Source organism: Nocardia sp. BMG111209 (genome assembly GCF_000381925.1).
Classification (GTDB): Bacteria; Actinomycetota; Actinomycetes; order Mycobacteriales; family Mycobacteriaceae; genus Nocardia.
Genome location: NZ_KB907307.1, coordinates 2,671,173 through 2,694,594, shown reverse-complemented (window position 1 = coordinate 2,694,594; position 23,422 = coordinate 2,671,173). Strand labels below are relative to the sequence as shown.

At 68.2% G+C, this 23,422-nt stretch carries 17 protein-coding genes and 1 pseudogene; 16 read left to right on the top strand and 2 right to left on the bottom strand.

The window, feature by feature from the left end; all coding sequences use genetic code 11:
* Positions 1-228: 228 nt before the first annotated feature.
* From G361_RS0112445 to G361_RS49365, 6 genes are all read left to right on the top strand, one after another.
* Entirely contained in the window at positions 229-1,200 is a 972-nt protein-coding gene (locus G361_RS0112445) for an aldo/keto reductase (protein WP_019927410.1), read from the top strand.
* The gene (locus tag G361_RS43400) at positions 1,197-1,796 is read left to right on the top strand and encodes a TetR/AcrR family transcriptional regulator (RefSeq protein WP_019927409.1); all 600 of its coding nucleotides are present in this window, start codon (positions 1,197-1,199) and stop codon (positions 1,794-1,796) included. Before G361_RS0112445 ends, G361_RS43400 begins: the two co-directional genes overlap by 4 nt.
* Positions 1,797-2,151: 355 nt before the next feature.
* Positions 2,152-2,886 carry a cupin domain-containing protein gene (locus G361_RS43395; protein ID WP_304412508.1) on the top strand — a complete coding sequence of 245 codons (735 nt, stop codon included), beginning with the start codon at positions 2,152-2,154 and terminating at the stop codon, positions 2,884-2,886.
* Positions 2,844-3,173 (top strand): cupin domain-containing protein, encoded by a 330-nt coding sequence (locus G361_RS51600; RefSeq protein ID WP_304412507.1) that lies wholly within the window; start codon positions 2,844-2,846, stop codon positions 3,171-3,173. Before G361_RS43395 ends, G361_RS51600 begins: the two co-directional genes overlap by 43 nt.
* The gene (locus G361_RS0112430; protein ID WP_196814470.1) at positions 3,170-3,934 is read left to right on the top strand and encodes a YoaK family protein; all 765 of its coding nucleotides are present in this window, start codon (positions 3,170-3,172) and stop codon (positions 3,932-3,934) included. Before G361_RS51600 ends, G361_RS0112430 begins: the two co-directional genes overlap by 4 nt.
* 320 nt (positions 3,935-4,254) lie before the next feature.
* On the top strand, positions 4,255-4,794 hold the full coding sequence (locus G361_RS49365; RefSeq protein ID WP_155981424.1) for a hypothetical protein: 540 nt from the start codon (positions 4,255-4,257) through the stop codon (positions 4,792-4,794).
* 23 nt (positions 4,795-4,817) lie between these two features.
* Here the strand turns inward: G361_RS49365 and G361_RS0112420 are convergent, their stop codons facing one another.
* Positions 4,818-5,543: an SDR family NAD(P)-dependent oxidoreductase gene (locus tag G361_RS0112420; RefSeq protein ID WP_026342964.1), complete on the bottom strand. Its 726-nt coding sequence runs from the start codon at positions 5,541-5,543 to the stop codon at positions 4,818-4,820.
* Positions 5,544-5,648: 105 nt separating this feature from the next.
* Here G361_RS0112420 and G361_RS43390 point away from each other — a divergent pair, with 105 nt between their 5' ends.
* The 10 genes and pseudogenes from G361_RS43390 to G361_RS43365 all read left to right on the top strand — a co-directional run bounded on the left by G361_RS43390 (position 5,649) and on the right by G361_RS43365 (position 22,462).
* On the top strand, positions 5,649-6,551 hold the full coding sequence (locus tag G361_RS43390) for a LysR family transcriptional regulator (RefSeq protein WP_081635504.1): 903 nt from the start codon (positions 5,649-5,651) through the stop codon (positions 6,549-6,551).
* Between the two features lie 400 nt (positions 6,552-6,951).
* Complete coding sequence (locus G361_RS0112410; RefSeq protein ID WP_019927403.1) at positions 6,952-9,747, top strand: DUF6603 domain-containing protein; 2,796 nt, start codon at positions 6,952-6,954, stop codon at positions 9,745-9,747.
* 17 nt (positions 9,748-9,764) lie between these two features.
* Complete coding sequence (locus tag G361_RS48285; RefSeq protein WP_019927402.1) at positions 9,765-11,894, top strand: hypothetical protein; 2,130 nt, start codon at positions 9,765-9,767, stop codon at positions 11,892-11,894.
* Between the two features lie 21 nt (positions 11,895-11,915).
* Positions 11,916-15,368: a hypothetical protein gene (locus tag G361_RS0112395; protein ID WP_019927401.1), complete on the top strand. Its 3,453-nt coding sequence runs from the start codon at positions 11,916-11,918 to the stop codon at positions 15,366-15,368.
* Entirely contained in the window at positions 15,368-16,651 is a 1,284-nt protein-coding gene (locus tag G361_RS50295; RefSeq protein WP_019927400.1) for a hypothetical protein, read from the top strand. Before G361_RS0112395 ends, G361_RS50295 begins: the two co-directional genes overlap by 1 nt.
* A 110-nt stretch (positions 16,652-16,761) precedes the next feature.
* Positions 16,762-16,968, top strand: a pseudogene (locus G361_RS51795) (GntR family transcriptional regulator); the annotation flags it as partial.
* A 235-nt stretch (positions 16,969-17,203) separates the two neighbouring features.
* Positions 17,204-18,916 carry an MFS transporter gene (locus G361_RS50910; RefSeq protein WP_231386861.1) on the top strand — a complete coding sequence of 571 codons (1,713 nt, stop codon included), beginning with the start codon at positions 17,204-17,206 and terminating at the stop codon, positions 18,914-18,916.
* Between the two features lie 308 nt (positions 18,917-19,224).
* Complete coding sequence (locus G361_RS50905) at positions 19,225-20,178, top strand: MFS transporter (RefSeq protein ID WP_231386859.1); 954 nt, start codon at positions 19,225-19,227, stop codon at positions 20,176-20,178.
* Positions 20,148-20,915 carry an MFS transporter gene (locus tag G361_RS50900; protein WP_063711808.1) on the top strand — a complete coding sequence of 256 codons (768 nt, stop codon included), beginning with the start codon at positions 20,148-20,150 and terminating at the stop codon, positions 20,913-20,915. Before G361_RS50905 ends, G361_RS50900 begins: the two co-directional genes overlap by 31 nt.
* Before the next feature lie 29 nt (positions 20,916-20,944).
* The gene (locus G361_RS43365) at positions 20,945-22,462 is read left to right on the top strand and encodes a carboxylesterase/lipase family protein (protein ID WP_019927398.1); all 1,518 of its coding nucleotides are present in this window, start codon (positions 20,945-20,947) and stop codon (positions 22,460-22,462) included.
* An 85-nt stretch (positions 22,463-22,547) separates the two neighbouring features.
* On the opposite strand, the gene G361_RS0112370 is transcribed toward G361_RS43365, so the two are convergent.
* Positions 22,548-23,411: an alpha/beta fold hydrolase gene (locus tag G361_RS0112370; RefSeq protein WP_019927397.1), complete on the bottom strand. Its 864-nt coding sequence runs from the start codon at positions 23,409-23,411 to the stop codon at positions 22,548-22,550.
* Positions 23,412-23,422: the final 11 nt, after the last annotated feature.

Below are 23,422 nucleotides of genomic sequence, written 5' to 3'. Positions count from 1 at the left end.
CGGGCCGGGCAGTCCGGAGCGAATCCGGTTCATGGTCATGCGGAGCGTGGTCCTCCGATTACTGAACTTCCGGTTTCCGATATCGACGGCCCATGAGGCGAGTCGGTGATTCCGATCACATCCAGGTGAATATCACATACCTCGATCCGTATCGCGGTCCATACGGATTCTTAACGAAACTGAGAGTACAGTTTTGTTAGCGAGGGTACCGAGGAATCGAGAGGTGCCATGATCACGACAGAACTGACCACCACATCCCTGGGATCCACCGGAATGCGGATCACCCGCGTCGGCTTCGGCGGGTGGGCCATCGGTGGCGGCCGGGGATCCGGCGGGGGACCACAGGACGATGCCCGATCCATCGCCACGATCGAGTACGCGCTGGAGTGCGGCATCAACTGGATCGACACCGCGGCCGCGTACGGCGGCGGGCGATCCGAATCGCTGATCGGGAAGACGTTGCGCGGCAGAGGCTGTCGCCCGTACCTGTTCACCAAATGCTCGCTGCCGGACAACGGCACCGGCCGGGTGCGGCACCGCCTCACCCGGGACCGGGTGCTACGCGACGCGGAGGCCAGCCTGGACCGACTCGGGGCCGGTGCGCTGGATCTCTACCAGATCCATTGGCCGAAACCGGATTCCGAGATCGAGGCGGGGTGGGCCGCGCTCGCCGAGCTGAAGGACCAGGGCTTGGTCCGGCATATCGGTGTGTCGAATTTCGATGGCGCGCAACTGGATCGGATCTCCGCGATCGCACCGGTCGAAACGCTGCGGCCGGCCTACTCGCTGGTCGACCGCGCCGCCGCGACCACGGTCCTGCCCCACGCCGAGCGGGCCGGTATCGGCGTCATCGCCTGCACACCCCTGGCTTCCGGCCTGCTGACCGGGGCCATGACCAGGCAGCGGATCGCGCGGCTACCCGCCGCCGACCGGCGGTCCTGGTTCCGCGAGCCCGCCCTGTCCGGGCATCTGGACACGGCGGCGCGGACCCGCCGCGTGGCCGACCGGCACCGCGTCGCACCGGGGGCCGTCGCGGTCGCCTGGGTACTGGCCGATCCGGCGATCGATGCCGCGACCATCGGATTCCGCCATCCCGCCCAGATCGCCGCGATCCTCCCGGCCGCGGATCTGGAACTGACCACCGACGACCTCGCCGAACTCGCGGCCACGGCCCGCACCGCCGCCGGTGGCCGCCGATGACACCGAAACCGGTGCCCGCGCGCCGTGGCCGTCCGCGCGACGAGCGAGCGCACGTCGCCATCCTGGACGCCGCCGCGCGACTGCTGGTCGACCGCGGTCCGGCGATGATGAGTATGGACGCGGTCGCCGCGGCGGCCGGGGTCAGCAAGGCCACCATCTACCGCTGGTGGCCGAGCAAGGAAGCGCTCGCCATGGACGCGCTGTACCGGGAATGGGACACCGGCGCACCCGCCGAGCCCGTCGGCCCGCTGCGCGAGGATCTGCGAAACATGTTGCTACCGTGGGTGATCCTCATATCCGGTCGCCCCTACGGACCGGTGGTCGCCGGGCTGCTCGCCGAAGTGCTCAGCACCCCGGCCTTCGCGCTCGAATACCGCTCCCGATTCGTCGAACACCGCCGCGAACACGGCCGGCTGATCCTGCAACAGGCCATCGCCCGCGGCGAGATCTCGCCCCGCACCCGGACCGAGGTGGTCCTCGACCTCCTGTACGGCCCGATCTACCACCGAATGCTGCACGGCCACGGAACCCTGGACACCACCTTCGTCGACGATGTCATCGACACCGTTCTCGACGGCATCCACCCCCGGGCCTGAGTGCCCGAGTTTATCTGCTGGGGCCGAGTCGGCCGTCACTATAATGTGGGTGCGAAGGTCGGTACGGGTGGTTGTCGAACGTCGTATCCAACGAAGGTTGGTGACTGATTTGACCAAACCTGCATTCACGCAATCCTGCGCCCGGTATCGCGTTCGCCGGGGGCGGTGTCCCGCAGGCTGTTTCGGCCGCGGACCTCCGCACCCGGTCGAGTAGATCGGTTGATTCGACGGCGGGCTTTCGACGGCCGACCCGGGAAAGAAATCTCGCGTACCGGCGCGTCGAGGTCTATCACTCCTTCACCTCGAGTGGGCTCGGCCCACGTTGTTGCAGTTTTGCACTACCTGAGGACTACCGATGACGACACAGGAAAAGATCGATGGGCAAACGATGGTGCCGACTGTTCGTGGCGACATCGGCGCGACTACATTGGGGCCCGATAATGTGCCGATCGGGCGGCAGAACCCGGGGGCTCCGCCAACCGATTCCGGAACTGTCCCGAACCTGAAGTTTCCCTATTCCGCGGCGCACAATCGCTTGCTGAACGGCGGGTGGGCACGGGAGATAACGGTCCGTGAACTGCCGATCTCGACGACATTGGCGGGTGTCAATATGCGGCTGAAGGCGGGCGCCTACCGCGAACTGCATTCGCACAACGAGGCCGAGTGGGCAATCATGCTGGCCGGCAGCGCGCGCATCGCCGTCATCGATCCGGAGGGCCGCAACTTCATCGATGACATCGGCCGTGGCGACCTGTGGAACTTCAGGTCCGGTTTTCCGCATTCGATCCAGGCGTTGGAGGACTGCGAATTCCTGCTGGTATTCGACGACGGAAATTTCTCGGAGAACGAGACCTTCCTGGTCACCGACTGGTTCGCCCACACACCCCGGCATGTGCTGGCGAAGAATTTCGGCGTGCCGGAGTCGGCCTTCGCCGACATTCCGGACGCGGGCGAGATCGAGCACACGCGCTACATCTTCCCCGGTGACGTGCCGCTTCGACGATCGCCGCCGCGTTCGTCGAGCTCCGGCCCGGCGCACTGCGTGAAATGCATTGGCATCCCAACAACGACGAGTGGCAATACTGGCTGAAGGGCCACGCGCGGATGACAGTGTTCGCGTCGGGCGGCAGAGCGCGAACTTTCGACTATTTCGCGGGCGATGTCGGCTACGTTCCGTGCAACATGGGCCATTTCTTCGAGAACGTGGGCGACGGGCCGGTGCAGATGCTCGAGGTGTTCCGCAGCGATCATTTCGCCGACGTGTCGGCCAACCAGTGGTTGGGCCTGACTCCGCAACAAGTCGTGGCGGCCACCCTCAACCTCGATCGAGCCACTGTCGCCGCGATGCGCAGGGACAAGCCGCTGATCATGCCGTGACCCGAACGGCTGCCCGGAACGGGCTCCTGGTGGCGCTGTTCTTCTCGGCAGGCGTCTTCGAGGTGCTGTGTTTCCTCTCCTTCAAGGTGTTCACCGGATTCCAGACGGGAAACTTCGTATTCCTCGGAGTGAGCCTGACGGGAACCGGCCCGCCGGAGGGACCGAATCCGGTGAGCGTGGTCGTCTCGCTGGCCGCATTCGCGACGGGTGCAGCGGCAACGCTGCCGATTCTGCCGGACTCCGGCACCGAACCGGAGGTCGCGGAACAACGCGTGCTGTGGCCGCCCGGCGCGACGATTGCGCTCGCGGTCGGAATGATCCTGGATATCGGATTTCTCGTCGTGTGGACGACGACATCACGGTCCGACGCGGCGACCTTCGCCATGGTCGGGCTCAACGCGACGGCAATGGGTATGCAGGCGAACGTCATCCGATCGCTGCACACGCCGGGCAATGCGACAACTGCCGCCACGGCAACGTACATCACCCTGGTGAGCGGCGTGATGACCGAGACGCTCACCGCAGCGGCCGTCCAGCGCCTGGTCGGAAGCATCGTGGGCATGATCGTCGGCGCATTCTTCGGAGCCTGGATGCTCGACCACGCGCACCCCTACGCGCCGCTCGCGCCGACACTCGTGACAGCGGTCGTGATCCTCGTCGCCCACCTCGGTTTCGACTCCGAGCCGCCGGCCCACCTGCAGCGTCCCGCGCGAAAATGCCGATTCACGCTACCTCGATCGCGGCCGGGTCGGTCCAGGTAGACCACCGATCGGCCGGTACGCGGGCCCGGCCGGTCGGCCGCTCCGACGATCCCGGTTCGCTCGGTGCGGCGCGTCGTTTCGGGATCCCCGCCGACGGGGTGGATTCACACATCCGATCGGCCGAGTTCGGGTGTGCATGAACATCCCGGCAACGGCACTCCACCACTTTAATTGTGTCGTGTGACGTGCAGGCACGAGCAGGATGGGCCCACCGTCGGTGCGGCGATCTCGATATCGCCGCCGACGGTACGGCCCGGACGGCTGCGCGGTACGGAATTATTCGTGTATTCGATGGCGCACAGGGGGCGTCCGCATTGTGGATGACCGATACATCTGAAGGGGCCGGACCGGCGAGCGATCAACCGGACCACCCGTATTCCACGGCCGAGGCATTGCCCTTGCCGGAACCCGCGCATCTATTCCGGGCAATCGCGGGCCGCGGCTCGAGCGCGTCTCCTCTGGACGGGTGGGCCCGAGAGCTCGGCGATATGCATGCCGAACTCATTCCGTTGCGACTGAACAAAAATATGGCGCAGACATATCCCGCCGGAGAGCAAATTCGTGTGGCCATCGATCGCGCTGTCGGTGAAATCGATGTCTGGGCGGCGTGCAATTTACCCCGTATGAAAAGCGCTCGCAAGCACACCCATACGCTCGGTGAGGTGATCAGCCGATTGGCGAAACTGTACGCCGAAGCATGGTGGACGGTGCTGCATGCCGCCGACAGCGAGACGCGGCACCAGGCCTGGTTCCACCTTGGCGAGGCCCGTGAGGGCTACGAGGAGATGGTGAACGAAATTCGCCGGCGACATCTCCAGCTACCGCTGGGCTGTACCGGACTTCGCGGCGGCGCCGATTGAGAAGGGCTCCGCGGGTGTGCCCGTCACCAGGGCACTGGTCCGGCGTCGTTGAAGAATCCGCCGGTCGGTCCGTCGCCGGGCAGGGTCGCGAGGTGGATCGCGATCGCCGCTCCCTGTTGCGGAGTGCGGACGCCGCGGAAGCCGTTGAGGTCGGTGGCGGTGAAACCGGGGCAGCCGCAGTTGATCAGGATGCCGGTGTCGCGCAATTCCTCGGCGTAGTGGATGGTGACGGCGTTGAGGAAGGTCTTCGACGCCGAGTACGCGGTGGGAATCGGGCCCATGTCGACGCCGGGGGTGGTTTGCAGGGCGAGCGAGGCCACGCTGCTGGACATGTTGACGATTCGCGGTGCGGCCGAGCCGCGCAGCATGGGGAGCATCGCGTCGGTGACCCGGATGACGCCGATCACGTTGGTTTCCACGACAGTTCGCACGGTCGCGGGATCGATCGTGGTGGGTGTCTGCGGCATATCGCCGGTGATCGCGGCATTGTTGACCAGCACGTCGAGCCCGCCGGCGTGGTCGGCGATCAGTTCGGCCGCGGCGGCGACACTCGCGTCGTCGTCCACGTCGAGCGGCACGCCGAACGCGTCGGTCCCGGCCGCGCGCAGCTTCTCCACCGCGATCTCGCGGCGTCGCCGATCCCGCGCACCCACCCCGACTTGCCAGCCGAGGGCGCCCAGGCCCGCTGCGATCTCGTATCCGATTCCCTTGTTCGCGCCGGTCACCAGCGCGATCGTCCGATCACTCATGCCGTCGATCATGGTGCCGGCTCGGGTACGGCTGCCAGGACCGATCGGGTGCACGGCGATACCGCACGGGTATCGGTCGTGGTGAGCGCCGGATACGATGACCCGGTGGAGACTCGGGAGTTGCGATACTTCGTCGCCGTCGCCGAGGAGCTGCACTTCGGGCGGGCGGCACAACGGCTCGCGATGGCGCAACCACCGCTGTCGCGGGCGATCCAGCAGCTGGAACGGCGGCTGGGAGTCGTTCTGCTGCACCGCACTACGCGCGCGATCACGCTGACCGAGGCCGGGTCGGTGCTGCTGCGGGAGGCCCGGATCGCGCTCGACGCGGTCGAAGCCGCCGAGCGCCGCACCCGCCGCGCCGCCGCCGATCGGCCCGGTCTGGTGCTGGCCACCAAAGCGGGAGCGTCGAGCGACCTGTTGTCGAAGCTGCTGGACGCCTACGCCGCCGACCCCTGCGCCGTCGCGGTCGAGGTGGTGCTGTGCGGGCCCGGCGAACCGGAAACCCTGCTGCGCAACGGAAGTGCCGACGTTGCCCTGCTCCATCGGCCCTACGACACGACCGCCGGATTCGACACCGAAGACCTGCACACCGAACAGCAGATCGTGGTCCTGCCCGCGGGACACCCCCTCGCCGACCGGCCCCACGTGTCGATGGCCGAGGTCAACGCCCTGCCGGACCTGCCCCTGCCGCGCTGGCCCCGACGGGACGGAAGTTATCCGCCCGGTCCCGGCCCGCAGGTGCGCGACCACACCCAGTTGACCCAGCTGATCACGCTCGGCCGGGCCTGCGCGATCATGCCCGAGTCGCTCCGAGCCCGGCTACGCGACGATCACGCCATCGTGCCGGTACCGGACGCACCGCCCGTCACCACCGTCATCGCCTGGCCGGCGGACAGCAGATCCAAGGCCATCGCCGATCTGGTCCGTACGGCGATCCACCTCCAGTCGGAGCGCGGGTCGCGCCGGCTGGACCGGTCCGTCGACCGCGATGCTGCTGTCCGGACATGAGGACCACCGCGCTGCTCACCGATCCGAGGACGCGAGCGTCGCATGAGCGGTTCAGGTTTCGCACCCCGCCGGTCGGGCACGCGCCACGAGTCGATATCCTGGCGGAGTCCCGGTGAATTCGGGCTCTCGCACAACGGTCCAAAACTGGACGTCGGTCCGAAATAACGGCTCTCCGGAATATCGATCAATCCGGAAATGTGGCATATGAACACGAAAATCGGCTTCTCCGAAACCTGATGTCGCACTGCTCATCTCGTCGAGAACGAGGCTCTCTGCTCGATTTCCGGCGGAGATGCGCCGGGTCGCGTAGCCTGATGGCATTCACGGTGGTCGACCGTACTTTCCGAGGTGAGTGGGTCCCATTCGCGCTGTCGGTGGGATGTCCTGGAGGAGGGGCGCTGTGGCAGTTCGTGTGCGATCGTTACGAAAAATTCTCGACGATTCGGGTGGTGCGTCTGCCGAAATTCCGGTCGGCGTTTTCGGATTCGGTGACGGACTGTGTGCGCTGTTTCCCGATGGTGTACTGCAATTCGCCGCCGGTTGCGACGGGAACGGTGGTACCGCCCGGGTGCCGTTCGCGGATGTCCCGGCCACGGCGCGGTGGGACGGGGAGCGCGATGTCGCGGTCGTCGAGCTCGAGGTGGGCTTGCCCGCCCCGGGTGCGTGCGCGCAACTGCTGGCGCGGTGTGCCGGATTCGAGTTGCCGCCGCTGCCCTGCGAGTCGGTGCACGATCTGACGCTGCGCCTCGGTGATCACGAGGGTTCGACGGTGCTGGGGGAGGGGCCGGGGCTGTCGATACGGCTGCGCGAGAACGGCATTCGGATACTCACCGTCCGCGCGGACGGCTGGCAGGTGCTCTGCGCCGATACCGCCCTGCCGGTCGATCGGCTCGCGGAGGAGCTGGGGATGCCGGTGGCCGGCGCTCGCGCACTGTTGCCGGATCCGTTCGCGCGGGAGCTGCCGCCGGGTTCCTGGTTGCTGCCGGCGCCGGTGCGGTCCGCGCGCCGGGTTCTGCTGTCGCTGGCGGGCTCGCGCTGCCCGGCACCGCCCGATCCGTCCCGCACCGACGGGATCGGCCGACGGAAACCGTTGCCCGCGAAGAGCGTTCGCCGATCCGGTGCCGCATTCCGGCCCATCCGCGCGGTGGCCACCGCGGATGGCTTCGCGATGCCGGCCGGTACGCGGTCGGTGTCCGAGCGGGGTAACGGGCGGTTCGGACTGACCCTCGGCGAGGACGGGGCGGTCGCCAGCCTCGCGTTCGACTACAGCCCGCTGCAGATCGGCGGCGAACTGGGGCTGCTGCCCGCATCCGCGCCGTACGCGAAGGTCATCGGCGGGGTGCTGATGTTCTCGTTCCAGGGGGCGAGGTCCGGTATTTACGGCACCGGCATGGGCGCGTACGTGGTGCCGCAGTCCGGTGCGGCGCAGCCGTCGTTCTTCGGATACGCGGGGATCGGCGGTGACCCGGGCATCGGAATCCCGGCACTGCGGCTGACCGGCGTATCGGCGGGGTTCGGGTGGAACAGCCGGCTCCGGATTCCCGAGGTCGAGGAGGTGGCGGGCTTCCCGTTCCTGCAGGCCCTCGACGATCCGGGGGCCATCGGTGCGGGCGACGGGGATCCGATCGCCGTGCTGCGCAACCTCACCTCGGGCCCGAACCCCTGGGTCGGCCCCCGCGCCGACGAGTTGTGGGTGGCGGGCGGGTTCGGTTTCCGGCTGGCGGAGCTGATCTCGGGGCGGGCCATGGCCGTGGTGCAGACCGGTGACGAGTTCACGGTCGCGGTGCTGGGCAGCGCCGCCGCGGAGTTCCCGTCGGGCGGTGGCCGCAAATACGCACGGGTGGCCGCGGATCTGCAGGCCGTGTTCAAACCGGCGCAGGGCGAGCTGGGTTTCGTGATGGTGCTCGGCCCGGATTCGTTCGTGCTCGACCCGAACTGCCGGTTGCAGGGCGGCGTGGCGTTCCGCGCCTGGTTCGGCAACAGCCCGCACGCCGGTGACTTCGTCTACACTGTCGGCGGATACCATCCGAATTATGCTGCGCCGGAACGTTATCCGGTGGTTCCGCGGGTCGGGTTCGATTGGGATCTGACCGGCTCGGTCACCGTATCCGGGAAGGCGTACCTGGCGATCACGCCCGGCGCGGCGATGGCCGGCGGCGCACTGGATGTGCGGTTCCACTCCGGGGTGGTGCGGGCGTGGTGCACCGCCCGGGTGGACGCGCTGGTGCAGTGGAAACCGTTCCACTTCGAGGTGGGGGTGCGGACGTCGATCGGGGTGTCCGCATCGGTGAAGATCATCTTCGTCCGTATCACGATCACCGTGGAAGTCGGTGTGGGACTGACGGTCTGGGGGCCGCCGACCGGTGGCGAGGCGAAGGTGAAGCTGTGGTTCGTCTCGTTCACCATCGGCTTCGGCAGCGGACCTTCGAGGGTGAGCAACGAGCTGGACTGGGACGGGTTCTCCGCCATGCTGCCGCCCGCGGGCACCAACGTACGCGTGCTTCCGCAGGCCGGACTGCTCGTGGACAAACCTCCGGCAACCCCTGGGGGAGAAGGCTTCTGGGAGGTGTCGGCCGGCGGGTTCACCTTCGACACCGACACCACCGTCCCGATCACCGAGGTCTACCTCGGCACCGCCACGAGCCCGGCCGAGGCCGGTGACACCCTCGATCTGCGGCCGACGAGATGGCGTGGCGTGACCAGCACACACCGGGTCTCGCTCACCCTCGACGGAGCGAACCGGGACCTCGGCGAATGGTCGCGGTCGCGGCGAACGGCGGCGGTGTCGGCGGAATTGTGGGGCGCCGGCTCCCCGGGGCGGCTACCCTCCGGTGACGGCCACCTGGTCGCGGATCAACTGCTCGGTGTGCAATTCACCTCGCCCGCACCGCGATACGGCACCTCGACCGGTTTCATCGACGAACAGGCCATCGACTTCGACACGGTCGCGCCGGACGGAGAGCAGCCGCTGGATCCGGCCGCCGATCCGGTCGGTGCGGTCCCGCGCCGCCCCGGACGCGTCATCGCCACCATCGCGGCCACCGTCGCCGCCGAGCCCCAGGCCGGTGCCCGGCGCCGGCTGGCCGCCCAGTTGTCGGCGGCCGGCTTCGACCTCGGCGAGCTCGACAGTGACCTGTCCGGATACGCGCGCGCCTGCCGGACGGCCTTCACGGCCGAACCGATGCTCGTCGGCTGAGGAGAGGGGACCGGGACATGCCCACCACCAGACATCGCACGCGCTTCCTCGACCATCGCATCCCCGCGCTGTACGCCGGGGACTACCGGCTCACCGTCGAACAGGACATCGCCACGGTGGCCGCGTTGCAGACCCGCCACCAGCGATTCGGGGTACGAGGCCCCCGATTCACCCTGGGCGACTCCGAGGTCCAGGCGTGCTACCCGGTGCCGGGGGCGGCCGGGAAATACAGTCAGATCCTGCCGCACGTCACCCTCGGCACCGCCGGTCTGCCGTGGGCGCGCCTGCCCGTCGGCGAGGACGACGGGACGCCGTGGATATTCCTGCTGGTGATGCGGGCCGGTGAACTGCCCGACGATCCGGACGCCGTCGGCGAGGTGACCGTCTCGACGGTCGTCCAGCTGCTCGACGGACGGGCCGGCCCCGGGCAGCCACCGCAGATCGATCCGGCGACCCTGATGGACGGCGAAGCCGAGATGGCTTGCCGCACAGTCGGTATCCCGAAGGCTCTCTTCGACGCGATCCGCCCGAGTTTCGCGGACGCGGCGCTGCTGGCGCACATCCGGGAGGGCGGCCGGCCCGACGCCGACCATGTCCTGCGCCGCGGCGAGCCCGAACCCGAGCCCGACCTCGACGAGTGCAATGCCGTGATCGTCGGTAACCGGTTCCCCGCCGCCACCGCCACTCGCCATGTGGCGCACCTGGTTTCGGCGGAGGGCTTCGGAGACTATCTGCGTGGCGCCGCCGTCCCCGCGCAGGGACTGCGGATGGTGTCGCTGCATGCGTGGTCGTTCGAAACGCTCGACGACGACGGCATCGGATTCGGTGATCTGGTCGCGAATCTCGCGGCGCCACCGGACCTCGCGCTGCGTTCCCCGATCGTACCCGGTGAGCTGGAAGAGGATGTGCGCCAACGGCTTCGGGGCGGCGCCACGGTGGTGCCGCAGCGTCTGGAGTCGGGGGAACGCAGCCTCGCGTTCTACCGTGGGCCGTTCACCGCCGAGCCCGCCCGGCCGTTGCCGCCGACCGACCGGCCGCGGCTCGAGTCCAGCGGTGAGGCGCTGGTGTATCTCGAACAGTGGGGTGTGTACGACAGCGGGTATGCCAGTGCGTTCAGCCTCGGCCGCGCGCTCGCGCTCGGGGACGCACCGTTCCGGAATCGATTGCTGGAGTTCCGCAAAGAGGGTCGGCGTGCCGTCCGCCGGGTGGCGGCACATCCCGAACTGGTCGCCGGTCGCACCGTGGCCGGGGCCGGACAGGTATTGCGCGCCAACCGGGTCCGGACCGCCTTCGACCACCTGCTGGAATCGCGGCTTCCCCGGGCACTGGCCCGCACCGGGACCGACCTGGCGACCGCGCCGCGGCGGCCCGCCGCACGCGCGGCCCGGGTCGGCGGGACACTGTCGATGCTGTCGTCGGAAGGGTTGCGCGCCACGGTGTCCGGCCCGCACACGCAGGCGGTGCTGCGCGCGGTGCTGCGGGAAAAGCTCGACCCGGTGCAGCAGTGGCTGAACCGGCTCGCGGTTCTCGAGATGGTGCCGTTCGACCATCTGGTGCCCGATCCGCGGATGCTGCCCCCGGAGAGCATCCGATTCTTCTACATCGATCCCGGCTGGGTGCGGGCAGCGGTCGACGGCGCACTCAGCGTCGGGGTCGGCCACGCGCTCGACAGCGACCTCAACGAACTGGCTGCGGCACTGCCGGACCTGCCGGCCTGCGGGGTACTGATCCGGTCGATCCTGGTACCGCAGTGGCCGCGCACCCTCTACTCCGCGTTCCACGGCGAGGAACAGATGCAACCGCTGCGTACTGCGACGTTCGGCAGCAATGTGCTGATGCTGCTGTACCCGGGCACGCTGGACACCTTCACGATCGCCGAACCACCGCAGGGCCTGCACTTCGGCGTCGGCGACCTCGGCACGATCGACCTGCGCGCACTCGACGGCGTCGTCGGCGAATACCTGCGGGAATTCCCGGATCCGCCGGGGTTCGGCCGGTTCCTGCGATCCTCGCACGACGTGCTGGACGTGGCGGGCACGCTGCTCCCGGCACTCGCGGCCGAACACCGGATTTCGGCCCTGTCCCCGGCGCAGTTCGCGCTCCAGATGCTCAAAGCCCCGCAGCTGCAAACCTTCGACCGCTCCTGACCGCCACCGGAGGGACTTGTCATGCCCAACGACACGTTGATCGTGCCGGTCGAGGTCGCGGCGTTCGCGGTGAACGCCCGCACCCGCGACACCGACGGCACCTACGTCATGCAGCGCTGGACCGCCAACTTCGTCCCGTTCGCCGACGACAACGCCGCACCGGAACCCGCACCGTTCTCCGGGACCGAGAGGTGGACCGGCGACACCTCGCGCACCGGCGTCTACGTCCACTGGCAGTTACCGGAAGCGCTCACCCAGGGCCGCCACGACGAAAACACCGGGGAGATCGGCGAATTCCCACTCGTGCCCAACCGCTGGCTGGTGGTACGCCGATCCACCGGCGGTGTCCGCGCCTGGATCGTGCACAGCGACTACCTGCATCCGCGGGAGGCGTCGGTGTCCTGTCTGGACCCGGCCGCCGATACCGCGACGGCCACCAAGCTCGGCCGTCTGGTCGAGCTCACGACGGGTTCCCCGTGGCAGGAGCCCGGCGGCGAGCCGTTCCTCACCGCGCTCGGGCCGGGACTGCTGACCTTCTCGGTCTACCAGCCGTACAACCGCAACGTCTTCTCGGTGCACGACACCCTCGACGATCTCGACCCCGATACCGACGATCGGCTCGGTTACTTTGTCGCGGGCTGGTATTCGGATCCCGGCAGCGACATTCTCGTCGCCGGATCGCACGATGCCGAACGCTACCGCGATCTGCTGGCGCGCCTGGAATGGAGCCTGGCCGCCACCTTCGGTGAACCCCGCCGATCGGTGTACACCGGCAGCGCGCTGGGTATCGACTGGCTTCCGCACGGCGGCGTGTACGCCTCGGCGAGCCCCGATGCCCGTGACATCGCCGTCTCGATCGGCAACAGCGCCGCCGAGGCGGCCGCGGTCCTGCAGGAGCAATCCGGCGGCGCGGATGCGCTCGGCGCGGAGGACGCCGCGCTCTACCGTGCGTTCACCCTCGGAGTGCTCGGGGACTACGACCGTCCCGACGGTAACCTGTTCCCCGACCGCGCCGCACACCAGTCCGGATTCGGCCCGGCGCCGGGCGGATTCGTGTGGCGCGTCGTCGATCGCAGCGGTGACGAGACCCGTGCCGCGCTGAGTTCCGCCGATCGTCACCACGACCGCACCCGTTCGGCGGATGTCACCGCCGACCTGAACCGGCAGCAACAGCGTCTCGACCGCCTCGAGCGCGATCTCGCCGACGCCCGGCAACGCCTGTATGTGCTGTGGGCACTGTCGTGTGAGCCGAAACAACCGGAATCCGTCGCCGGCGGTATCGCGCGTCAGCTCGATCCCGGCCGGGAGAATTCGGCGGCGGGGCGGGTGGTCCAGCTCGACCGGGAGGTCGCGGCGCTGCGTGCGGAGATTCCCTGGGCCACCACCGCGGACGCGCTGGCCGGCCGGGCCCGCGCCTATGCGACCGAGCACGGTCTGCGGGCCGGACTGGAATTGCAGCGAATTCCCTTGGCGCCGTTCGAACAACACGCCGACCCCGTGCTGATGTTGCAGGGCGCGAATCTCAGCGCACCGCTGACCCGCGGCTCGGATCTGCCCTGCCGGGTCGCCGAACGGCTGATCACCAGGATCGGCGCCGTCACCGGCGCGACGGTGGCCGCCGACGTCGCACAGGTGAACGTGACCGGTCTGCCCGCGGCCGTGCCGGGACTGGTCACCGAGTTCTTCATCATCGACCAGGCCCGCAAAACCGGTGCCGGACTGGACGATCGGGACGGAACACTGCCCGAATACGGCACGGGCACATGGCGACAACCCTGGCAGCCGCTGTATCTGATGTGGGAGGCCGAATACACCGCCATCCCGTTCGTCGAAAACGACCGGCAACTCTGGCGATTCGACGGCACCTGCTACCGATGGCAGGGCGAGGCGGATCAGAAACCCGCCGGCACCGTCAGCGGCCGTCAAATCCTCATGCCCACAAGCGGATACGACCAGGACGGCAAACTGTCGGGCTACGCGCACGGCCGCGACGATCTCCCCGGGGAACTGCTGGCCGCCCTGCACACCCAGCTGACCGGCCTCGATCAGCTGTCACAGCGACTGGACGGTCTCAGCGCGGCCGTCGGCCAACGCCGCAGCGGAGCCAACCGTACACCGACCGGGCAGCCGGCCGAACTGATCGGCTCCGGCGTCGGACTCACCCCCGACCCGGGCCCGCAGCCGGTCTTCGAACACGACCCCTGGGAACCGTCGGATTTCCGGGAACTGCGCTCCGGGCACCTGATGTTCACCCGCCTCTCGGTCGTGGACCGATTCGGGCGTGCGGTGAACCTCATCGACAACCCGCTGCATTTCGACCGGTTGCGGAAGCCGGAATCCATGACCCCCGAACACAGCGTCGGCGAGATCCAGACCGACCGCTACGTGGAACTGGGGCCGCGGCTGCTACAACCGGCTCGCCTGCGCTTCGACTTCCTCTCCGCCCGCACCGACGACGACGTCGAACTCAGCGCGGGGGCAAATCCGGTCTGCGCGTGGCTGATCCACAACCGGCTCGACCGCTCCCTGGCCGTGTACGCCCCCGACGGCACCGCACTCGGCGACCTGCGACGGGTCCTGTCACCGGACGGGGACGAGATCGTGGCATGGACCGCGCTCCCACACTCCACGACCCCCGAATTCGACGACCTGGCAACCGATTACCCGCACGCGCACAAATTTCTCACCGTGATCGAGGACAAGGGCCCGGACGTCTTCGACAGCGTCCGCGAACTGATCGACCGCAGCCTCGCCTCCATCGATCCCGACGGGCCGGAGGACAGCAGCCTCGGGTTCCTCCTCGGCCGCCCCCTCGCACTGGTCCGCGCACGCCTGGACCTCGAACTGTGCGGGCCGGTCCGCACCGACGTCACCTGGCAGAACGTCCTCACCCCACCCGAACCGCAGCTGCCCCGATACCGGTGGAACGTCCGCCTCGGCGAAACCGCCCAATACGACGACGGGCTCATCGGCGCCGTCGTCGACGACGACTACGACCACTTCCACACCGTCGTGGAACCCACCGGCACCCACGACGGGTACCTCCAGCCGATCGGTGCCGGTGACCACCTCGCACTGGCCTTCGACGGCGACAGCACCGCCACACTCACCCTGCTGCTGGATCCCCGTGCCGCGGTCCACGCCACCACCGACATCCTGCCCGTCTCCTCGATCACGGTGCCCACCCGCTTCACCGACACCGCCATCGCGGCGATGGCGATCAACTTCCGCGCCGGCCCGCTGCTGATCGCCGGCACCGACACCGGCGCGGTCACGCTTCCCGAACCCGCCACCGCCACCGGCGCGTGGTCCTGGACCGAGCCCGTCGGCCGCACATGGACCGACCACCCGATCGTCACCCCCGATCCGGCCTCGCTGCCGACCGGCGCCGACCCCGAAATCCGTTCCGGCTACCTCGTACTCACCGATGCCGCTCAGCACAGCCGAACCAGCAACCAGCGAGGAGCACGATAATGACCGTCATCACCCGGTACTCCACCGCTGCCGCCGACACCCGGGCCGGCGGCGACATGCCCCTGTATTTCGAGCTGACCACCGACCCGAATCCGGTTCGCGTCTCGCCGTCCGCCGGCGACCCGCAACGCGCCGACCTCGTGCTGGTGGGCAGCCGGCGCAGCATGCTGGCCATCGAATGCCGCAAGATCACCGTCACCGTGCCGACCGGGGACGGCTCCGCCGACCTGACGCCCGACATCACCAGCATCGCCGCACTGATCAGCCTGAAGGACTGGACCCCGCGCACCGATCCCGCGACGAAGACGATCACGTTCACACCGTCCTCGGGATACACGGTGATCGGCCGCGACGAGGGCGTCACCGTCCAGCTGATGGGCGCCCGCATCAGCACCCTCATCGGCAGCGCACCACTGCCCCTCGCCGTGGAATGGCGAGAAGCCGACTCCGACGATCCCTGGGCGACGGGAAACGTCACCTTCGACATCGGCAAGTTCCCGGCGGCGTTCCACCTCGACAATTTCATGGCCGAGCGACTGATCATCGACAACGGCGACCCGGTGAAACTGAACTGGGAAGCCACCGGAGCGTCGTCCGTGAAACTCCTCTACGGCAGCGCGGAGATCGACGTCACGAACAAGAGCACGTGGACGGTCGACAACGTCGGCCAGACCACGGTGTTCTATTTGCGCGGCACCGTCCAGGACGGCAACAACACCGCGGAGCGGACGCTTTCCACCACGGTCACGGTCCGGGTGCCGGACCTGGAGGTCAACCACCTGACGGTTGTGGGCAACCTGACCGTGGGGAAAAGCACCGACACTGTGATCGAACGCATGAGTAGTTTCGGCGACGTCGACCCCGACCATCCTCTGGAGAATATTCTCGACCGATCCCCCGGAAGCTACTGCCTCATGGCACGAGCACAATCCCCCAGCCACACGTTCATAACCCTCGACAGAGGTGAGGACCCGGAGCCGCTGACATCGATCGAATTCATCACCGGAGACGGCTCCGGAAATCTCGGTGCGACAGCGTTGATATTGTTGGTGTCCGAGACCGGAACGCGTTTCGAGAGGCTCCTCTCCGAACGAGTAAGCGAATTTCGTTTCACGGCACCGGAGGGTCTGAAGGTGCGCTACGTCCGGGCTGCCGTGGACGAATCGCCACGATCGTTCGCGGTCCGGGCATTCTGGGTGAATCCATCCATCCGGCTACATATCACCGATACTTCCGCCGACTTCGCAGTGCCCATCGAGGCGAAAGGCGGCATCGACAGCTGAACAATAGGCCGGTTCCGCCGCCCTTGTGCAGCAGAGGGCCTTCGGCTCGGCGGGATCGGGAGGGCCGTCGTCCCGGCCGCGCGGGCAATCCCGGTGGATATGCTGCGATTGTGGCTGAGCCGGTGTCGGTGGAGGATTCGTCGGGGGATGCGGTCGCGCGCGCGTTGCGTGCGGAGATTCTGGCGGGCCGGTTGGTGGCGGGTGATCGGCTGGTGGAGGAGTCGATCGCGAAGCGGTTCGGGGTGTCCCGGATTCCGGTGCGGGAGGCGCTGGCACGGTTGCAGTCGGAGGGGTTCGTCACGATCGTCCGGCATCGCGGTGCGACGGTATCGGAGTCGCCGGCACAGGACGGACGCGAATTGTTGCAGGTGCGGCGGGGGTTGGAGGTGCTGGCCGTGCAGCTGGCGGCGGAGAACCGTGGCGGTACGGTCGCGGCCCGGCTCGCCGGGATCGCCGGTGGTGTTCCCGGCGACGCACCCGGGACCGAGGACGGGTTGCCGTTCCACGAGCTGATCGCGATCGCCGCGGGCAACGGGCATCTGAAGGACCCCGGTGTCGTCGCCCGGTTTGTCCGGGGCGATGGGGTCGCTGCTGAAGGATTCGTTCGGCATCGGCAACGGCCACCTCACGCTGATCAACACGGTGACGGTGATCGGCGGGCTGGTCGGCCGGTTGATCGGCGGATATATCGCCGACCGGTGGGGGCGCCGGACCGCGCTGAGCCTGAACCTGCTCGTCTACACCCTCGGTGGCCTGGTCAGCGCCGTCGCGGTGAACTACGAGACGCTGCTGGTCAGCCGGGCCGTGGTCGGGGTCGGGCTCGGTGGTGAGTTCACGGTGGGGCTGGCGATCCTCGCCGAACTGGTAGCCACCCGCCATCGCGGATCGTTGCTGGCAACGCTCAACATCTCCTCCGGCGGGATCGGCAACATCGCCTCCTTCGGCTTCTTCCTGCTCGTGCTCGGCCCGCTCGGTGGCGTGCTGGGCGGCGACCACAGCTCGTGGCGGTGGACCTACGTGATCCTCGCCGTGCCCGCTGTCCTGGTCGTCTTCTTCCGCCGGTATCTGCCGGAGTCGCCCCGATTCCTGCTGTCCAAGGGCCGGGTCGACGAGGCGAACCGCAGCCTGACCCGGCTCGCGAGCGGCAGCGTCGCCGGGCTGCGAAACCCCGGGCCCACAAGGCCATTCGTCACCGCCGCCGATGCGCTGCCCGGCCCCGCCCGGACGTCGTATCTCGCGGTGTTCCGGGGCGTGAACCTGCGTCGCACCGCGGCGATCGGAGCGGCGTCGTGGATGTCGTTCGGTGCGCAGGTGACGCTGCTGCTGTTCCTGATGCCGATCCTGTTGCAGTCGCGCGGCTATTCGCTGTCGGATTCGCTGGCGTTCACCATGATCATGAACATCGGCAGCCTGTTCGGCGCGTGCGCCGCCTCGTATCTGGCCGGCCGGGTCCGGCGGCGGTCGACGGTGAGCTGTGCCGCGGTGCTGGGCTGTGTCTCGGCAATCGCGTTCGCGGTGTTCGCGCAGTCGACGGCGCTGATCCTGGTGCTGGGCATGATTTTTCAGTTCTTCACCATGATGCTGAACACGATGCTGTCGGTGTGGTCACCGGAGCTGTTCCCGACCTCGATCCGCGCCATGGGCGCCTCGGTGGTCAACGGGATCGGCAACGTCGCCGGCGCGGTGATGCCGTTCGCGGCCCTGTTCACCGCGGGCCTGGTCCGCGAAGCCGGGGTCGATCCCGCCGGCATCACCTTCCTGCGTGACCTGTCCACCCCGATGTTCGTCGAACTGTTCGAGGCCGGCCTCGGCGACGCGATCGTCCTGGATCTCACCACCGCACATATCATGCAGGACAAGGGAACCGGGACGATCGCCATCGACTACACCCGGGCGGGCGGGATCGGCCCCAACAGCGTCTACTACTGCCGCACCGACCGCTTCGACGAACTGTCCGACCGGCTCACCCGCTTCACCAGCGCACTCGCCGAAGCCATGCGCCGGCTACCGGCCACCACGCTCACCGCGCTCGAACCGCTGCTGGCCGCGCACTGGCCCGGTATTCCCCTCGACACCCTCACCCGCGCCTGCGCTCACATCGAACATTCCCACACCTGGGACACCGTGCGCATCGACCCCGCCGGCGCCGACCGCTGGATGCGAATCCTGGAGCAGGAGAAGATGGTTCGCACCGCACCACCGTTCGAAGAACTCGTCGACACCCGAATCGTCGACGCCGTCACCCTCGCCATCTCGACCGGGTAGCCTCCGGCACGCGGTCCTGCCGTATCTCGGGGCCGCCGGGCGATGGATCCGGGTGGCGAAGGGGATCGCCGAGGCAGCGGGGAATTTATGTCCCGAGGTTATGAACCCAGAGGTTATTGGCATTTGAGATATCCGAGGCCATGACAGAGCCTGGGACGAGCGAGTAAGCGTGTCGCCCGTCACATCGGCTTTTCTCGGTGGGTCGTCCCTCACCGGGTGGGCGCACGACTCCGCACAGATTATTGCTGTCTCGGGCATTGCTCGTCCACCGATGGGCGATGCCGTCTGCGCTACGTGTCTGGAGTGTCATGTCCACAGTTCCCACGACAGTGTTGTCGGAGGCCGACGGCGCCGATACCGATACCGGAAGGCTGGTCGACGCTTCGAGAGGGCGTCTGCTGGCCGTGGTGGTGGCGATCGTGCTGTACACGGAAGTCCTTCCGCTGCAGGTCGCCATGGTCGGGGCCGGTGTGCAGAAGATCACCAAGTCGTTCCCCACGGTCGGCGCCAACATCAGCTGGACGATCATCATCGTGGCGCTGGTGGGTGCGTCGCTCACGCCGTTGCTGGGCAAGATGGCCGACATCTGGGGCAAGCGCCGCATATTCGTCCTGTGCGGCGTGGTATTCGTCGTGGGGGCGGTGATCTGCGCGCTGACCTCCAGTTGGACACTGTTCCTGGTCGGACGGGGCCTGTCGGCGGCGGCGATCGCGACCCAGGTCATCGCCTACGGGCTGTTGCGGGATCTGCTGCCGCGTAAATATGTGGCACTCGGGTTGGGCGCCAGCGCAACAGGTTTGGGGTTCTCGGCCATCATGGGACCGATCATCGGTGGCTACCTGGTCGACAACTACGATTGGCGGGCGCTGTTCTGGTTCCTGGCGATCTTCACCATCGTCATGATCCCGGTCGTGCTGCTCGTGGTGCCGGAATCGAAACTGCGAGTGAAGGACCGGCTCGATCTGGTCGGCGCCGCGCTGCTGGCCGCCGGAATCGCGCTGGTGCTGATCTATCTGGACAAGGGCCAGGAGTGGGGCTGGGGGCGGCCCACGACCCTGGCCTGGGTGATCGGCGGTGTGGTGCTGCTGGGGTTGTTCTTCGTCGTCGAATTCCGTACGCGCAGGCCGATCATGAACATGCGGTTGCTGTTGTCGCCGACGATGGGTGCGGTGCTGCTGTTCGGATTCCTGGGGCCGGCATCCTGCAATTGCAGGCATATTCGGTCGGTTACATGGTCCAGGTCCCGCCCGCCGGGCAATTGACGACGAGCGTCGCGCAGGGAGTGGTCGATCAGGCGCATCGGACGGCCTCGGTCAACCTGCCGATATCGGCGGTGCACGTGGTGCTCGACCCGGGTTACACCTACGGCAGCGGTTTCAGTTTGCTGCAGTTCGCCGTCCGCATGGGCATCGTGCTCGGCGGGTTCGCGATGATATTCGGACCCATCGGTGCCGTGCTGGCCCGCCGCGTCGGCGCCCGCATTCCGGCGATCGCGGCGCTGCTGATCATGGGCGTGGACGGGGCCGCCTATGCGCTGGTCTCCTACAGCTGGGTCACCTTCGCGGTGCTCAACGCCATCTTCGGTATCGGCGTCGGGTTGTTCTATTCCGCGTCGACGATCCTGCTCGTCGACGCGGTGCCCCAGGAACAACAGGGTATCGGCGCGGGCATGTTCGGTGTCGTGCAGAGCATCGGGGCGGCACTGATCCTGGCCATCTCCACCGCGGTGCTCAACGGTAGCCCGGTCAAGGCGCACATCGATGTCATGGGACGCACGATCACGCAGACCGTCCCGCAGATATTCGCCGACCGCGGCTACGCGATCAGCTTCTGGATCGCCGCCGGCGCCTCGGTACTGGGCATGGCGATCGCGATCCTCATGCGGCACGGCCGGCAACCCACCACCAGTGGAGCCGCGGCCCTGCTGGGCGGAGATGTTCCTGCCGCGACCGCGGGATCGGCGAGTCGGCCGGACGCCACCGGCGATTCCCCGTCGTGACCGCGAATACCGACCACCGGAGGAGCTTCATGCAGACCGATCCGCTCGTCGTCGACACCGTCTCCGGGCGGGTCCGCGGACGATCGCTCGACGGCGGGGGCCGGTTGTTCGCCGGTATCCCTTTCGCGGCGCCGCCCATCGGGCCCTTGCGGCTGCATCCGCCGCAACCGGTCGAGGCGTGGACAGGCGTACGCGACGCGGTCGAGTTTCCGTTGCCGCCGCCTCAGCGGGGCACGATGCTGATGCCTCAGACCATGGGCCACAGCCTGCTCGGTGAATCCAGCGAGGACTGCCTGTATCTCAATGTCTGGACGCCGGACACACCCGGTCCGCATCCGGTGCTGGTGTGGATCTACGGCGGCGGTTTCGAGATCGGGTCGGCGTCGCCGCCGATGACCGACGCGGCCGAACTCGCCCGCCGGTTGGACGCGGTCGTCGTGGCTGCGAACTACCGGGTCGGCGCGCTGGGCTTCCTGCACCTGGCCGATCTCGACCCCGCCTGGGTCGGGCGCAGCAACCTCGGACTACAGGACCAGATCGCCGCATTGGGCTGGGTCCGCGACAACATCGCCGCCTTCGACGGTGACCCCGCCCACGTCACCGTCGCCGGTGTGTCGGCCGGAGCGTTCTCCATCGGCGCCCTGCTGACGATGCCCGCCGCGGCCGGGACCTTCCGGCGCGCGATCCTGAACAGCGGCAGCACCGGCCGCGTCTACGACGCCGCCCAGGCCACCGCCATGGCCTCCGACCTGCTGGCCGCACTCGGACTGAGCAGCCCCGATGATCTGCTCACCGTCACCGCGGACGATATCCTCGACCATCAGCACACCGTGGTCGGCGGCGATCTCGCCCGACGCAACCTTCCCGGTGGCCGCGCGTGGGGCACCGTCCTGGACGGCACCGTCGTGACCCGGCAGCCCCAGGACGCGATCGTCGCCGGACAGGCCACCTCGATCGAGGTGCTCGTCTGCGCCAATCACGACGAGGCCACACTGTTCCAGGTCGCGCAGGGCGAGGCGTACCGTCCCAGCGGGGAAGCGCAATTGCTCGCCGAGATCGCCACCGCGGGCATCACGCAACCCGAACGGATGCTCGACGGCTACCGCACCCGCGATCCCCGGGCCGACCTCACCGGCCTGCGCACCCTGATCCTGACCGATGCCGTCTACCGGATTCCCGCGATCCGGTTGGCGGCCGCCCAGGTCGCGGCCGGCGGACGGGCCTACACCAGTCTGCTGGTCGCGCATCCCAGGGGCCCGCTGCTGGGGGCCTGCCACAGTGCCGATCTGGACTATCTGTTCGACCATCTCGCCAACGCCCCCGGCGACCCCGCCGACCACACCGCCGTGCGCGACGACATGCTCCGGGCCTGGCGCAGCTTCATCGCCACCGGCGATCCCGGCTGGCCGATCTACGACCGCACCGCCACCGGCAACACCCACCAGTACGGTGGCGCAACACCTTTCATCACCGAACCACCCCACGACACCGTCGGCGAACTGTGGGCCACCCTCGACACAGCGGCTACCGCAACCGGTCCGGCATGAACCGCCTGCACCGGAACCCGAACCCACAACGGCGGGTTCGGGTTCGGTGTGGGCCGAGGTCCGGCGGGTGATCGCCCGCCGGACCTCAGCCGTGGTGCACCGGGCGCGAGGACCGAGCGTCCGGTGCGGTCCGGTCGACGCGGTCGAGGAACCGGCGCAACAGTTCCGTGATCGCGTCGGGTTGTTCCAGGGAGCTGGTGTGGCCGCAGGCCTGGATGGTGTGCAGTTCCGCGCCGGGGATCAGTTCCGCGAGTTGCCGGGAATCCGCGGGCGGGGTGGCGTGGTCGTCCGCGCCGACGACGATCAGGGTGGGGGCCGTGATGGCCGGGACCTCCGTGATCATCGATGTGCGGTCGGCGACGCCGAGCAGGGCCTTGCGGATCGCGGTGTGGTCCAGTGCGGCCAGGCGGGATGCCCATTCGTCGACGGTCGACCGGCCCTCCGAGGTGGCCAGGAAGTACGGGCCGAACAGGTGGCGGGCGACGCGACTCTTGATGGGCCACAGGCCGAATCGGCGCAGGATCCCGGCCATCAGCTTGTATTCGGTGCCCTTGTCGGCCTTTTCGGCGTCGGCGCTGGTGTCCAGCAGGGTCAGGGAGCGCAGGAGCTCGGGGTGCCGGGCGGCGAGGCGCTGGCCGACGAAGCCGCCCATGGACAGGCCCACCCAGTGCACCGGGCCGAGGTCCAGTGCGTCGATCAGGCCGCGTGCGTCGCCGGTGAGGGTGTCCATGTCGTAACCGGTTGCGGTGGGCGGTGTTTCGCCCTGGCCGCGCCAGTCGATGGTGAGGCAGCGGTAGTCGGTCTGCAGGGCGGCGATCTGGGCTCGGAACATCCAGCCGCCGAACAGCAGGCCGTGGCCGAAGACGACGGTGGGGGCGTCCGGGTGGGCGGCGGGGGTTCCGGTGTCGGTGTAGGCGATCGGGACGTCGTCGATGGTCACGATGGGCACGGGAATCCTCG

Bases quoted from the DNA above. Each gene is read 5' to 3' on its own strand.
- G361_RS51600 (WP_304412507.1), top strand. From the start codon at position 2,844: ATGCATTGGCATCCCAACAACGACGAGTGGCAATACTGGCTGAAGGGC.
- G361_RS43365 (WP_019927398.1), top strand. From the start codon at position 20,945: ATGCAGACCGATCCGCTCGTCGTCGACACCGTCTCCGGGCGGGTCCGC.
- G361_RS0112420 (WP_026342964.1), bottom strand. From the start codon at position 5,543: ATGAGTGATCGGACGATCGCGCTGGTGACCGGCGCGAACAAGGGAATC.
- G361_RS0112445 (WP_019927410.1), top strand. From the start codon at position 229: ATGATCACGACAGAACTGACCACCACATCCCTGGGATCCACCGGAATG.
- G361_RS50900 (WP_063711808.1), top strand. From the start codon at position 20,148: ATGGTCCAGGTCCCGCCCGCCGGGCAATTGACGACGAGCGTCGCGCAG.
- G361_RS50905 (WP_231386859.1), top strand. From the start codon at position 19,225: ATGTCCACAGTTCCCACGACAGTGTTGTCGGAGGCCGACGGCGCCGAT.
- G361_RS50295 (WP_019927400.1), top strand. From the start codon at position 15,368: ATGACCGTCATCACCCGGTACTCCACCGCTGCCGCCGACACCCGGGCC.
- G361_RS43400 (WP_019927409.1), top strand. From the start codon at position 1,197: ATGACACCGAAACCGGTGCCCGCGCGCCGTGGCCGTCCGCGCGACGAG.
- G361_RS49365 (WP_155981424.1), top strand. From the start codon at position 4,255: ATGACCGATACATCTGAAGGGGCCGGACCGGCGAGCGATCAACCGGAC.
- G361_RS43395 (WP_304412508.1), top strand. From the start codon at position 2,152: ATGACGACACAGGAAAAGATCGATGGGCAAACGATGGTGCCGACTGTT.
- G361_RS48285 (WP_019927402.1), top strand. From the start codon at position 9,765: ATGCCCACCACCAGACATCGCACGCGCTTCCTCGACCATCGCATCCCC.
- G361_RS0112395 (WP_019927401.1), top strand. From the start codon at position 11,916: ATGCCCAACGACACGTTGATCGTGCCGGTCGAGGTCGCGGCGTTCGCG.